At 73.9% G+C, this 15,335-nt stretch carries 1 protein-coding gene and 1 pseudogene; both read left to right on the forward strand.

Annotation, left to right across the window (positions count from 1 at the left end; all coding sequences use genetic code 11):
• Positions 1-13,322 (forward strand): type I polyketide synthase (locus ACZ5ON_RS34670; RefSeq protein ID WP_465601223.1); only part of this gene is annotated, 13,322 nt, incomplete at its 5' end.
• An 81-nt stretch (positions 13,323-13,403) separates the two neighbouring features.
• Positions 13,404-15,335, forward strand: a pseudogene (locus ACZ5ON_RS34675) (type I polyketide synthase); the annotation flags it as partial.

Genomic DNA, 15,335 nt, shown 5'->3' on the forward strand with positions numbered 1-15,335 from the left:
CCGCCAAGCTGGTGGCGGCTCGTGGCCGTCTGATGCAGGCGCTGCCGGCCGGTGGTGCGATGGTGGCGGTGCAGGCCTCCGAGGAGGAGGTGCTGTCGCTGCTGACCGACGAGGTGGGTATCGCGGCGGTCAACGGGCCGACGTCGGTGGTGGTTTCGGGCGCTGAGGCGGCCGTGCTGGCGGTTGCGGAGCAGCTGGCGGCTGAGGGTCGCAAGACCAAGCGGCTCACGGTGAGTCACGCCTTCCACTCGCCGCTGATGGAGCCGATGCTCGCCGAGTTCCGCACCGTCGCCGAGGGTCTCACCTTCGACGCTCCCCGGATCCCGATCGTCTCCACTCTCACCGGCGACATCACCGAGGACGTCCGTACCCCCGATTACTGGGTGCGTCACGTCCGTGAGGCTGTCCGCTTCCACGACGCGATCCAGGCACTGGAGGCCGAAGGCGTCCGCACCTACGTGGAGTTGGGTCCGGACGGGGTGCTGTCCGCGATGGGCCAGGAGGGCGTGAGCGAGGACGCGGCGTTCGCGTCGGTGCTGCGCGCGGGCCGACCCGAGGTGCAGACGCTGACCACTGCCGTCGCCCAGGCGTACGTGCGTGGTGCGAGCGTCGACTGGCAGGCGGTCTTCGCCGGCCGGGGCGCCCGTCGGGTGGAGCTGCCCACCTACGCCTTCCAGCGCCAGCGGTACTGGCTCGAAGGCGGCCACTCGGTCGGCGATGTGGCGTCGATCGGGCTCGGTGCGGCGGGGCATCCGCTGCTGGGTGCGAGTGTGGAGCTGCCGGACTCGGACGGTGTGGTGTTCACGGGTCGGCTGTCGGTGCAGTCGCATCCGTGGCTGGCGGATCACGCGGTGATGGGCAGTGTGCTGCTGCCGGGTACCGCGTTCGTGGAGCTGGCGATCCGGGCGGGTGACCAGGTCGGCTGCGGGGTGCTGGAGGAGCTGACGCTGGCTGCTCCGCTGGTGCTGCCCGAGCGTGGTGGTGTGCAGCTGCGGCTGGCGCTGGGTGCGGCTGACGAGTCGGGTCGTCGGGGCTTGAGTCTGCACTCGCGCATCGAGGAGGCCGCGGCGGAGGAGCCGTGGACGCGGCACGCCACGGGTGTGCTGGCGGCCGGTGCCGGTGCGGCGTCGTTCGAGTTGGGGGAGTGGCCTCCGGCCGGTGCGGTCGAGGTCGAGGTCGAGGACCTGTACGAGCGGCTGGCCGCTGCCGGGTTCGGGTACGGTCCGGTGTTCCAGGGCCTGCGCGCCGCCTGGCAGTCGGGCGACGAGGTGTTCGTCGAGGTGGCGCTGCCGGACGACGCGCGCTCCACCGCGGCCTCCTTCGGCCTGCACCCGGCGCTGCTGGACTCGGCGCTGCACGTGCTGGGCACCGTCGACCTGGTGGAGGACACCGGACGCGGCCGGATCCCGTTCTCGTGGAACGGTGTGACCCTGCACGCCTCGGGCGCCGCCGTCCTGCGGGCACGGCTCTCGCGCACCGGCACGGACGCCGTCTCGCTGGAACTCGCCGACGAGAGCGGTCAGGCGGTCGCCTCGGTCGAGTCGCTGGTGCTGCGCGAGGTCTCCGTGGAGCAGGTGCGCGGCGGCTACACGGAGTCGCTGTTCCGGGTGGAGTGGACCTCGCTGCCGGTCCCGGCCGCGCCCGCGGGCCGCTGGGCCGCCCTCGGCACGGACCCGACCGGAACCGGCGTCGAGTGCTTCGCCGACCTCGTCACCCTGGGGGCCGCCGCCGACGAGCGCGGGTCCGCTCCCGACGAGGTGTTCCTCGCGCTGGATCCGGTGGCCACCGACGACCTGCCGTCGACCGCCCGCGCCGTGCTGCACGGGGTGCTGGCCGTCGTCCAGGAGTGGCTGGCCGACGAGCGGTTCGCCGACTCCCGCCTGGTCCTGGTGACCCGTGGCGCGGCGGCGGGCGGCGAGGACCTGGCCCACGCCCCGGTCTGGGGCCTGCTGCGCTCCGCACAGGCGGAGAACCCGGACCGCTTCGTCCTGGTCGACCTCGACGCCAAGGACGGCACCGGCGAACTCCTGGCGGGCGCGCTCGCTTCGGGCGAGCCGGAGTTCATCATCCGCACGGGTGCGGTGCAGGTCCCGCGCCTGGCACGCGTCGAAGCATCCACCGCCGCACCGGTGTTCGGCACCGATGGTACGGTCCTGGTGACGGGCGCCTCCGGTAGCCTCGGCGGTCTGGTCGCCCGTCATCTGGTCGCCGAGCACGGCGTACGCAGCCTGCTGCTGGTCTCGCGCAGCGGTGGCGACGCTGCGAGTGCCGCGGAACTGACGGCCGCACTGCGCGAGTCGGGCACCGAGGTGACCTGGGCGGCGTGCGACGTCGCCGACCGCGCAGCGCTGGCGGACGCACTGGCCTCGGTGCCGGCGGAGTTCCCGCTGACGGGTGTGGTGCACACGGCCGGTGTCCTCGACGACGGCATCGTCTCCTCGCTCACCCCCGACCGGATCGACACCGTGCTGCGCCCGAAGGTGGACGCGGCCTGGAACCTGCACGAGCTCACCGCCGATCTCGAGCTGACCGCGTTCGTGCTCTTCTCCTCCGCCGCCGGCACCTTCGGCGGCCCGGGCCAGGCCAACTACGCCGCCGCCAACGTCTTCCTGGACGCCCTCGCCCAGCGGCGCCGCGCGGCCGGCCTCCCGGCCGTGTCCCTCGCCTGGGGGCTGTGGGCCGAGGGCGCCGGCACGGCGACGGGTATGGCGGCCGCGCTCGGCGGCGGTGACGTCGACCGGATGGCCCGCTCGGGTGTGCAGGGGCTCTCCGCGGCCGAAGGCCTCGCCCTGTTCGACAGCGCCGCTGCCGGCGTCGACGCGGCCCTGGTCCCGATGCGGCTCGACCTGGCCGCGCTCCGGGCGGATGTCGGCCGCGAGGTCCTGCCGCTGCTGCGCGGGCTGGTCCGCGGCCCGGCCCGCCGCGCCGTGCGCTCCGCTCCGGCGGCGGCAGGCTCGGAGCTGGCCGGCCGGCTGCTGGCCCTGCCCGCCGGCGAGCGCGAGCAGGCGCTGCTCGACCTGGTCCGCGCCCGGGTCGGGTCCGTCCTGGGCCACCCGGACGCCACCTCGGTCGAGGCGGGCCGGGCGTTCAAGGAACTCGGCTTCGACTCGCTGACCGCCGTCGAACTGCGCAACGAACTCAACGGCGCCACCGGCCTGCGACTGCCCGCGACGCTGGTCTTCGACTACCCGACGCCCGCCGCGCTGGCCGCCTTCCTGCGCTCGGAGCTGGTCGGCGAGGAGACCGAGGCATCGGTCGCCGCCCCGGTCGCGGTCCTGGACGACGAGCCGATCGCCATCATCGGGATGAGCTGCCGCTACCCGGGCGGCGTGGAGTCGCCCGAGGACCTGTGGCGACTGGTCTCCGAGGCGCGGGACGCGATCTCGGGCTTCCCGGCCGGCCGTGGCTGGGACCTGGACAACCTCTACCACCCCGACCCGGACCACCAGGGCACGACCTACGCCCGCGAGGGCGGCTTCCTGCACGACGCGGGCCTCTTCGACCCGGCGTTCTTCGGGATCTCGCCGCGCGAAGCCGTCGCGATGGACCCGCAGCAGCGCCTACTGCTGGAGACCTCCTGGGAGGCGTTCGAACGCGCGGGCATCGACCCGGCCACGCTGCGCGGCAGCCGGACCGGCGTCTTCGCCGGCGTGATGTACCACGACTACGCCTCGGCGATCGGCGAACTCCCGGACGGCGTCGAGGGCTACCTCGGCACGGGCAACTCCGGCAGCATCGCCTCCGGCCGCGTCGCCTACACGCTCGGCCTGGAAGGCCCGGCGGTCACCGTCGACACCGCGTGCTCCTCCTCCCTGGTCGCGCTGCACTGGGCGATCCAGGCGCTGCGAGGCGGCGAGTGCACGATGGCACTGGCCGGCGGCGTCACCGTCATGGGCACACCCGAGACCTTCGTCGACTTCAGCCGCCAGCGCGGCCTCTCGGCCGACGGCCGGTGCAAGTCCTTCGCGGCCGCGGCCGACGGGACCGGCTGGGGCGAGGGCGTCGGCATGCTGCTCGTGGAGCGCCTCTCCGACGCGCGGCGCAACGGCCACCCGGTGCTCGCCGTCGTCCGTGGTTCCGCCGTCAACCAGGACGGCGCCTCCAACGGCCTGACCGCCCCCAACGGCCCCTCCCAGCAGCGCGTCATCCGCCAGGCCCTGGCCTCCGCCGGACTGTCGGCCGACGAGGTCGACGCGGTCGAGGCGCACGGCACCGGCACCACCCTGGGCGACCCGATCGAGGCCCAGGCGCTGCTGGCCACCTACGGCCGGGACCGCGACCAGGCTTCGCCGCTGTGGCTCGGCTCGGTGAAGTCCAACATCGGCCACACCCAGGCCGCCGCCGGCGTCGCAGGCATCATCAAGATGGTGATGGCCGTGCGGCACGGCATCCTGCCGCAGACCCTGCACGTGGACGAACCGTCGCCCAACGTCGACTGGTCCGCCGGCGCGGTCGAACTGCTCACCGAGGCCCGGCGCTGGCCCGAGACCGGACGCCCGCGCCGGGCGGCGGTGTCCTCCTTCGGCATCAGCGGTACCAACGCCCACACCATCATCGAGCAGGCCCCCGAGCTCGCCGACCAGCCGGAGGCCGCCACCACGGAGCCGGTACGCTCCGCCGTGCTGCCGTGGCTGCTGTCCACGAAGAGCGAGGACGCCCTGCGGGCCCAGGCGGAGCGGCTGCTGTCCTTCGTCGAGACCCGGAGCGAGGACGAACTCGCCGACGTCGCCTACTCGTTGGCGACCACCCGGGCCGCCCTGGAGCGCCGGGCGCTGTTGGTGGCTGAGGACCGTGAGGAACTCGTCCGCACGCTGCGGTCGCTGGCGGCCGGAGAGCCGGGCGCCGGAATCGTCCGGGGCTCGGCGAGCGGCGGGAAGCTCGCTCTGCTGTTCACCGGTCAGGGCAGCCAGCGGCTCGGCATGGGCCAGGAGCTGTACCACGCGTATCCGCCGTTCGCCGCCGCTCTCGACGCCGTCTGCGCGGAGCTGGACCGGCACCTGGACCGTCCGCTGCGCGAGGAGATGTTCGCGGGAGAGCAGCTCGACCAGACCGGCTACACCCAGCCCGCGCTGTTCGCGATCGAGGTGGCGCTGTTCCGCCTGGTCGAGGCGTGGGGTCTGCGGCCCGACCTGCTGGCGGGTCACTCGATCGGTGAGCTGGCCGCCGCGCACGTGGCCGGGGTGCTGTCGCTGGCGGACGCCGCCAAGCTGGTGGCGGCTCGTGGTCGCCTGATGCAGGCGCTGCCTTCGGGCGGTGCGATGGTGGCGGTGCAGGCCTCCGAGAATGAGGTGCTGCCGCTGCTGACCGACGAGGTGGGTATCGCGGCGGTCAACGGGCCGACCTCGGTGGTGGTTTCGGGCGTCGAGGCGGCCGTTGTCACGGTTGTGGAGCAGCTGGCCGCCCAGGGTCGCAAGACCAAGCGGCTCACGGTGAGTCATGCCTTCCACTCGCCGCTGATGGAGCCGATGCTCGCGGAGTTCCGCACCGTCGCCGAGGGGCTGACCTTCGCCGAGCCGAGGATCCCGATCGTCTCCACGCTCACCGGCGACATCACGGACGAGATCCGCACCGCCGAGTACTGGGTGCGCCACGTCCGCGAGGCGGTCCGCTTCCACGACGCGATCCGCACGCTGGAGGCCGAAGGCGTCCGCACGTACCTGGAGTTGGGCCCGGACGGGGTGCTGTCCGCGATGGGCCGGGAGAGCGCGACCGAGGACGCCCTCTTCGCGCCGGTGCTGCGCGCGGGCCGTCCGGAGGCACGGGCGCTGACCACCGCCCTGGCCCAGGTGTACGGCCGCGGCGTGCGGCTCGACTGGCAGGCGGTCTTCGCCGGCCGCGGCGCCCGCCGGATCGACCTGCCCACCTACCCCTTCCAGCGCGAGTGGTACTGGCTGGAGCCGGCGGCCCGGACGACCGTCACTGCGGCGGACGAGGTGGACGCGCGCTTCTGGGCGGCCGTGGAGCGCGAGGACCTGGACACCCTGGCCGCGACCCTCCAGGTTGACGGCGACGGCGAGTTGGGCGCGCTGCTGCCGGCGCTGTCCGCCTGGCGCAAGCAGGCCCGCGCCGAGTCCACCGTGGACGGCTGGCGCTACCAGGTCACCTGGAAGTCGGTCGCCGACCCGGCTGCCACCGGACTGTCGGGCACCTGGCTGGTGGCCGTCCCGTCCGGACAAGCCGGGGACAGTGCGGCGGACGTCGCGCGGCTGCTGGCCGATCGCGGCGCGGACGTCCGTCAGATCCTGCTCGGCACCGACCGCACCGAGCTCGCCGCACGTCTGGCGGATGCGGCCGGTACGGAGCCGGTGTCCGGCGTGCTGGCGCTGCCGGCGCCGTCCGGCGGCGTGGCCGAGACGCTGGCCCTGGTGCAGGCGCTGGGCGACGCCGGTATCCCCGCCCCGCTGTGGTGCGTGACCCGTGGCGCGGTCTCGACCGGCCGCGGCGACCGGCTCGCCAGCCCGGTGCAGGCCCAGATCTGGGGCCTGGGCCGGGTGGTGGCCCTGGAGCACCCCGACCGCTGGGGCGGCCTGATCGACCTTCCGGAAGCCGCTGACGAGCGGGCCCTCGCCCGGCTGGCGGGCGCCCTGGCAGGTGACGAGGACCAGCTCGCCGTCCGCGCCTCCGGCCTCTTCGCCCGCCGTCTGGTGCGCGCCGCCAAGCCGGACACCGCCGGGCCGAACTGGCAGCCGAGCGGTACCGTCCTGGTCACCGGCGGCACCGGCGCCCTCGGGTCCCAGGTCGCCCGCTGGCTGGCCCGCAACGGTGCCGAGCACCTGGTGCTGACCAGCCGTCGCGGCCCGGACGCTCCCGGTGCGGCCGAACTCCGCGACGAGTTGGCCGAGTCGGGCGTCACCGTCACGGTGGCGGCGTGCGATGTGGCCGATCGTGCCGCGCTGGCGGAGTTGCTGGCGTCCGTCGAGGTGTCGGCGGTGTTCCACACCGCCGGTGTGCTGGACGACGGTGTCGTGGAGGGCATGACCGCCGAGCGGTTCGCCGCCGTGGCCCGCCCCAAGGTGGACGCGGCGCTCAACCTGCACGAACTCACCGCCGAGCTCGGCCTCTCCGCGTTCGTCCTCTTCTCCTCCGTCGCGGGTGTCATCGGCAGCGCCGGCCAGGCCAACTACGCCGCCGCCAACGCCTTCCTGGACGCCCTCGCCGAGCAGCGCCACGCCGACGGCCTGGTGGCCACCTCCATCGCCTGGGGCCCCTGGGCCGAGAGCGGCATGGCCACCGACCGCACCCTGGAGGAGCGCCTGAACCGGGGCGGACTGCCCGCCATGGCACCGGAGTCAGGCCTCGCCTTCCTGCACCGGGCACTGTCCTCGGGCGACGTGGCCGTGACCGCGGCCGACTTCGTCTGGGATCGCTTCGCCCCGTCCTTCGCCGCGGCTCGCGCCAGCCGGCTGCTCGACGAGCTGCCGGAGGCCCGCCGGGCGATCGACGAAGCCATCGGCGACCGGTCGACGGCCGGCGGTTCGACCACGCTGACGCAGCGGCTCGCGGACCTGACCGAGACCGAACGGGACACCGTCCTCCTCGACCTGGTACGCATCCAGGTGGCGACCGTCCTCGGCTACGGCAACCCGGAGGGCATCGAGGTCGGCAAGGCGTTCCGCGAGCTGGGCTTCGACTCGCTGACCGCCGTCGAGTTCCGCAACCTGCTGGCCGCGGAGACCGGGCTGGCGCTGCCCGCCACGGTCGTCTTCGACTACCCGTCGGTGCGCGCGCTGGCCGACCACCTGCACGCCGAGCTGTTCGGCGGCGCCGCCGACCAGGCCGCACCGCCGGTACTGGACGGCCTCGCGGAGGACGAGCCGATCGCGATCGTCGCGATGAGCTGCCGCTTCCCCGGCGGGGTCACCACGCCCGAGGAGATGTGGCAGCTGCTGTCGACGGGCACGGACGCGATCTCCGGCTTCCCGACCGACCGCGGCTGGGACCTGGAGGCGCTCTACAGCAGTGACGCCGACGGGGCGAACACGACGTACACCCGCGAGGGCGGATTCCTGTACGACGCGGCCGAGTTCGACCCGACCTTCTTCGGGATCTCGCCGCGCGAGGCGCTGGCGATGGACCCGCAGCAGCGCCTTCTGCTGGAGACCTCCTGGGAGGCGTTCGAGCGCGCGGGAATCGACCCGGAGTCCCTGCGCGGCAGCCGGACCGGCGTGTTCGTCGGCACCAACGGCCAGGACTACCTCCAACTCGCGATGGACGCCTCCGACGAGCTCGGCGGCTTCCTCGGCACCGGCAACGCCGCGAGCGTCGTCTCGGGCCGGCTCTCGTACACCTTCGGCCTGGAGGGCCCGGCGGTGTCGGTGGACACGGCCTGCTCCTCCTCGCTGGTGGCCCTCCACATGGCGGTACAGGCGCTGCGAGGCGGCGAGTGCACGCTGGCCCTGGCCGGCGGTGTGACGGTGATGTCCACGCCGGGTGCGTTCGTCTCCTTCAGCCGCCAGCGCGGCCTGGCGGCGGACGGCCGCTGCCGGGCGTTCGCGGCCGACGCGGACGGTACCGGCTGGGGTGAGGGTGTCGGCATGCTGCTGGTCGAACGGCTCTCCGACGCGCGGCGCAACGGACACCCGGTCCTGGCCGTGGTCCGCGGCTCCGCCGTGAACCAGGACGGTGCGTCCAACGGCCTCACCGCCCCCAACGGCCCCTCCCAGCAGCGCGTCATCCGTCAGGCCCTGGCCAACGCCCGCCTGTCGGCCGAGGACGTCGACGCGGTCGAGGCACACGGCACGGGCACCCGCCTGGGCGACCCGATCGAGGCCCAGGCGCTCATCGCCACCTACGGCCGGGAACGGGACGAAAGCTCTCCGCTGTGGCTCGGCTCGGTGAAGTCCAACATCGGCCACACCCAGGCCGCCGCCGGCGTGGCGGGGGTCATCAAGATGGTGCTCGCCATGCAGCACGGCGTACTGCCGCAGAGCCTGCACATCGACGAGCCGTCGTCGCACGTGGACTGGTCCGCGGGGGCGGTCGAGCTGCTCACCGAGGCCCGGCCCTGGCCGGAGACCGGCCGCCCGCGCCGGGCGGCGGTGTCCTCCTTCGGCTTCAGCGGCACCAACGCGCACACCGTCCTGGAGCAGGCGCCACCCGCCCCGCCGGTCGTCGACATCCCCCAGGACGAGGGTCGGGCCGTCCCGCTCCTGCTGTCGGGGCGCACCGAGTCGGCCCTGCGCGAGCAGGCCGTGCGGCTGCGCTCCCACCTGGCGGAGCGGCCCGAGCTGTCGCTGACCGACGTCGGCCACTCGCTGGTGGTGTCGCGGGCCGCGTTCGAGCACCGGGCGGTGATCGTCGCGGCTGGCCGTGACGTCGCCGGCCGGGAGCTGGCCGCGCTGGCTTCGGGTGAGTCGGCTGGGAACCTGGTGCAGGGTTCGGTGGTCGAGGGCCGGACGGCGTTCCTGTTCACGGGGCAGGGCAGTCAGCGGGCCGGTATGGGCGCCGAGCTGTACGAGGCGTTCCCGCCTTTCGCGGATGCGCTGGACGAGGTGTTCGCGCACCTGGACCAGTACCTGGACCGTCCGCTGCGCGAGGTGGTGTTCGGCGGCGAGGAGCTGGATCAGACCGGGTACACGCAGCCGGCGCTGTTCGCGATCGAGGTGGCGCTGTTCCGCCTGGTCGAGGCGTGGGGTCTGCGGCCCGACCTGCTGGCGGGTCACTCGATCGGTGAGCTGGCCGCGGCGCATGTCGCCGGGGTGCTGTCGCTGGCGGATGCCGCCAAGCTGGTGGCCGCTCGTGGTCGCCTGATGCAGCAGCTGCCTTCGGGCGGCGCGATGGTGGCGGTGCAGGCGAGCGAGGACGAGGTCCTGCCGTTCGTCACCGACGAGTTGGGCATCGCGGCGGTCAACGGGCCGACCTCGGTGGTGATTTCCGGTGCCGAGCAGGCCGTCCTGGCGGCGGCCGAGCAGCTGGCGGCGCAGGGTCGCAAGACCAAGCGGCTCACCGTCAGCCACGCCTTCCACTCGCCGCTGATGGAGCCGATGCTCGCCGAGTTCCGTGCGGTCGCCGAGGAACTGACGTTCGCCGAGCCGCGCATCCCGATCGTGTCGACGCTGACCGGCCGGACCGCTTCGGCAGACGAGATCCGCACCGCCGAGTACTGGGTGCGCCACGTCCGCGAGGCGGTCCGCTTCCACGACGCGATCCAGGCCCTGGAGGCCGAAGGCGTCCGCACCTACGTGGAGTTGGGGCCCGACGGTGTCCTGTCCGCGATGGGCCCGGAGTGCGTGGGCGAGGAGCCGGCGTTCGTGCCGTTGCTGCGCACGGGCCGTTCCGAGACGCAGGCACTGACCACGGCCGTCGCCCAGGCGTACGTGCGAGGCACGGGCATCGACTGGCAAGCGGTCTTCGCGGGCCGGGGCGCCCGCCGGGTGGACCTGCCCACCTACGCCTTCCAGCGCCGCCGCTACTGGGTGGAGCCCTCCGCCTCGGGGGCGGCGGACGTTGCCTCGGCCGGACTGTCTCCGGCCGAGCACCCGCTGCTGGGCGCGGCCGTCGAACTGCCGGACTGTGACGGTTTCCTGTTCACCGGGCGGCTCTCGCTGCGCACGCACCCCTGGCTGGCCGGTCACGCGGTGGGCGACACCGTCCTGCTGCCGGGCACCGTGTTCACGGAGCTGGCGGTTCGGGCCGGTGACCAGGTCGGCTGCGGCGTGGTCGAGGAACTCACGCTGGACGTCCCGCTGGTCCTGCCCGAAGAGGGGAGCCTCCAACTCCAGCTCGTTGTCGGTGGAGCCGACCCTTCGGGTCGCCGCCCGCTGAGCCTGTACGCCCGGCCGGAGGACGCCACCGGCTCGGCACCCTGGACCTGTCACGCGGCCGGTCTCCTCGGCGTCGCCGCCGCGCCCGCGACACCGCTCGACCCGGGCGACTGGCCGCCGGCCGGCGCCGTCGAGCTGCCGGTCGAGAGCCACTACGAGCGACTGGCTCAGGCCGGGCTGTGCTACGGATCGGCCTTCCGGGGACTGCGCCGGGCGTGGCAGCACGGCGACGAGATCTTCGCCGAGGTCAGCCTGCCGGAGGAACTGCAGGGGGAGGCCGACTCGTACGGACTGCACCCCGCGCTTCTCGACGCGGCGCTGCAGCCCCGGGCCCTCGCGACCGGCACCGCCACCGCCACCGAGGAGGAGCCCGAGGCGCGCAGGCCGTTCGCCTGGAACGGCTTCGCCCTGCACGCGGCCTCGGCCGCCGAGCTGCGGGTCCGGCTGACCCCGGCCGGGCCTGACGCGGTCTCCCTGATCGTGGCCGACGGCACGGGCGCGCCCGTCGCCTCCGTGGAGTCCCTGGTCCTGCGTCCCGTCTCGGCCGAACAGTTCGCCGGGCCGAACGCGACCGGCCACCACGACGCGCTCTTCCGCGTGGACTGGACGCCGCTGGCCGTCCCGCAGCCGGCGACGGTCGGCGGCCACTGGGCCGTCCTCGGAGCCGACGACTTCAAGCTGGGCCTGGCCCTGGAGACCGCCGGTGCCCGGGTCGACTCGTACCAGGACCTGGTCGCCCTCTCGGCGGCGGTCGCGGACGGCGGCCCGGCTCCGGACACCGTCCTGGTGGCCTGCGCCGCGGCCGACGGCGGTGCACCGGACCTGGTGCCCGCCGTGTACGCGGCCGCGCACCGCACCCTCGCCCTGCTGCAGGACTGGCTGGCAGAGGACCGGCTCACCGCCACCCGCCTGGTCCTGGTGACCGGCGGAGCCGTCGCCACCTCCGGTGACACCGAGGCCGATCCGGTCCACGCACCCCTGTGGGGCATGGTCCGGGCGGCGCAGACCGAGAACCACGACCGGTTCGTCCTGCTGGACCTGGACGACGACGAGGCCTCCCGCCGCCTGCTGCCGGGGCTGTCGGCCGTGATCGCCTCCGGTGAGAGCGAGTTCGCGCTGCGCGCGGGTACGGCCCTCGTCCCCAGGCTGGCCAGGGTCCCGGTCCAGGCGGCCGCCGACACCCCGGCGGCCCGGCCGCTCGACCCGCAGGGCACCGTGCTGGTCACGGGAGGCACCGGCGGTCTGGGCGCCCTGCTGGCCCGCCATCTGGTCACCGAGCACGGCGTCAGGCACCTGCTGCTGACCAGCCGCCGCGGCCCCGACGCCGAAGGTGCCGCGGAACTCGCCGCCGAACTCGCCGAGTTGGGCGCCGAGGCGACCGTCGCCGCCTGCGACACGGCCGACCGGGAGGCACTGGCTGCGCTGCTGGCCCAGGTGCCCGCCGAGCACCCGCTCACCGCGGTGGTCCACACGGCCGCGGTGCTCGACGACGGCGTGATCGGCTCGCTCACCCCCGAGCGGGTGGACCGGGTGCTGCGCCCCAAGGTGGACGCGGCGGTCAACCTGCACGAGCTCACCGAGCACCTGGACCTGGCGGCCTTCGTCCTCTTCTCGGCCGCCGCCGGCACCCTCGGCGGCGCGGGACTGGGCAACTACGGCGCGGCGAACGTGTTCCTGGACGCGCTCGCCCGCCACCGCCGCTCCCGTGGACTCACCGCCCTCTCCCTGGTCTGGGGCATGTGGGCGGAACGCCGGGGCATGGCAGGCCGGTTGAGCGAGGTCGACCTCGCCAGGTCGGCGCGCGGCGGTGTGCTGCCGATGACCGCCGAGCAGGGCCTGGCACTCTTCGACACCGCCCTGACGGTGCCGGACGAGCCGGTGCTGGTGCCGATGCACCTGGACCTGAAGGCGCTGCGCGCCCTGGCGGCCACTCCGGGCACGCTGCCGACGCTGTTCCACGGCCTGGTCCGGGTCCCGCTGCGCCGTGCCGCCGCGGCGGCTGCCGCCACCGCCGAAGCCGAACCGGCCACGCTGGCCCAGCAGTTGGCCGACCTGTCGACGGCCGAGCAGGAGCGGGTGCTGCTCGACCTGGTGCGCAACCACGTGGTCGCCGTCCTCGGCTACACCTCTGTGGACCTGGTCGGCGGCGGGCAGGCGTTCCGCGAACTGGGCTTCGACTCCCTCACCGCGGTCGAACTGCGCAACCGGCTCAACGCGGCCACCGGGTTGCGACTGCCGGCCACGCTCGTGTTCGACTACCCGACGCCGGCCCTGCTGGCCGAGTACCTGCGGGCCGAGGTGGCGCCCGGCACCACCGAGGCGGAGCCGCAGCTCCTCGAGGAGCTGGGGCGTCTGGAGGGCGTACTCGCCTCGCTCGCCGCGGCCGGCCTGTCCGACGACACCGCGCACGGACGGATCGCGGCCCGGCTCCAGGCCCTGCTCACCACCTGGAACGAGGCCAACGGCGAAGCGGCGGACGGCGGTTCGTCCAAGCTCGACGACGACGCCTCCGACGACGAGATCTTCGACTACATCGACAAGAAGTTCGGCAGGGGCTGACCGCATTGGACGCACTGTGCCGCAACCCCCTCAGCCTGTGTCCCGACGATTCGAATGGGCAGCGTTCCGATGGCCAATGAAGACAAGCTCCGCGATTACCTCAAGCGCGTCCTGAAGGACCTCGACGAGGCCCACGACCGACTGCGCGGCCTGGAGGAGAAAGCCCGCGAGCCGATCGCGATCGTCGCCATGGGCTGCCGCTTCCCCGGCGAGGTGAACTCCCCGGAGGACCTCTGGCAGTTGCTGGCCTCCGGCGGCGACGCGATCTCCGGCTTCCCGACCGACCGCGGCTGGGACATCGAGGGTCTGTACGACCCGGACCCGGACGCGCAGGGCACCGCCTACACCCGCGAGGGCGGCTTCCTGCACGAGGCCGACCGGTTCGACGCCGCCCTGTTCGGCATCTCGCCCCGCGAGGCGCTCGCCATGGACCCGCAGCAGCGCCTGCTGCTCGAGGTCTCCTGGGAGGCGTTCGAGCGGGCCGGGATCGACCCCGCCACCCTGCGCGGCAGCCGTACCGGCGTCTTCGTCGGCACCAACGGCCAGGACTACGCACCGGTCCTGATGCGCTCGGCCGAGAGCTTCGAGGGCCACCTCGGCACCGGCAACACCGCCAGCGTGATGTCAGGCCGCCTCTCCTACACCTACGGCCTGGAGGGTCCGGCCGTCACCGTGGACACCGCCTGCTCGGCGTCACTCGTCGCCCTCCACCTGGCGGTGCAGGCGCTGCGGACCGGCGAGTGCACCCTGGCCGTCGCAGGCGGCGTCACGGTGATGCCCAACCCCGGCACGCTGATCGAGTTCAGCCGCCAGCGCGGGCTGGCCGCAGACGGCCGCTGCAAGTCGTTCGCCGGCGGCGCCGACGGCACCAACATGGCCGAAGGCGTGGGTCTGCTGGTGGTCGAGCGGCTCTCCGACGCCCAGCGCAACGGGCACCCGGTCCTCGCCGTGGTGCGGGGGAGCGCGGTCAACCAGGACGGCGCCTCGAACGGTCTGACGGCGCCGAACGGCCCGTCCCAGCAGCGCGTGATCAAGCAGGCGCTGGCCAACGCCGGACTGACCGCCGACCAGGTCGACGCGGTGGAGGGCCACGGCACCGGCACCACCCTCGGCGATCCGATCGAGGCGCAGGCGCTGCTGGCCACCTACGGTCAGCACCGGCCCGAGGACCAGCCGGTCTGGCTGGGTTCGGTGAAGTCCAACATCGGCCACACCCAGGCCGCCGCCGGCGTCGCGGGCGTGATCAAGATGGTGCTCGCCATGCGGCACGGCGTACTGCCGCGGACCCTGCACATCGACGAGCCCACGCCGCACGTGGACTGGTCGGCCGGCGCCGTCGAGCTGCTGGCCGAGTCCCGGACGTGGCCGGAGACCGGACGCCCGCGCCGGGCGGCCGTCTCCTCCTTCGGCATCAGCGGCACCAACGCCCACGCCGTCCTGGAGCAGGCCCCCGAGGCCCCCGCCGCCCCGGAGGCGGAGGTCCGCCCCGCCCCGGCCGTGCTGCCGTGGCAGCTCTCCGGTCGGACCGACGCCGCCCTGCGAGGGCAGGCGGCAAGGCTTGGCGACCACCTGGCGGCCCACCCGGCCCTGGAGCCCGCCGCCGTCAGCTACTCGCTGGCCACCAGCCGTGCCACCCTGGACCACCGCGCGGTGGTGATCGCCGAGGACCGGGACGGCGTACTCCGCGGCCTGGACGCACTGGCCTCGGGGAACTCGTCCGCACAGCTCGTCGTGGGCAGGACGGTCGAGGGCAAGACCGCCTTCCTGTTCACCGGTCAGGGCAGCCAGCGCCTCGGCATGGGAGCTGAGTTGTACGAGACGTACCCGGTCTTCGCCGAGGCTTTCGACGCCGTGTGCGCGGAGCTGGACGGGCATCTCGCGCGTCCGCTGCGCGAGGTGGTGTTCAGCGGCGAAGAGTTGGACCGGACCGAGTACACCCAGCCGGCGATCTTCGCGGTGGAGGTGGCGCTGTTCCGGTTGCTGGAGTCCTGGGGTGTGCGTCCTGACTTCCTG

The sequence above is a fragment of the Kitasatospora sp. NPDC032150 genome, from assembly GCF_055579945.1.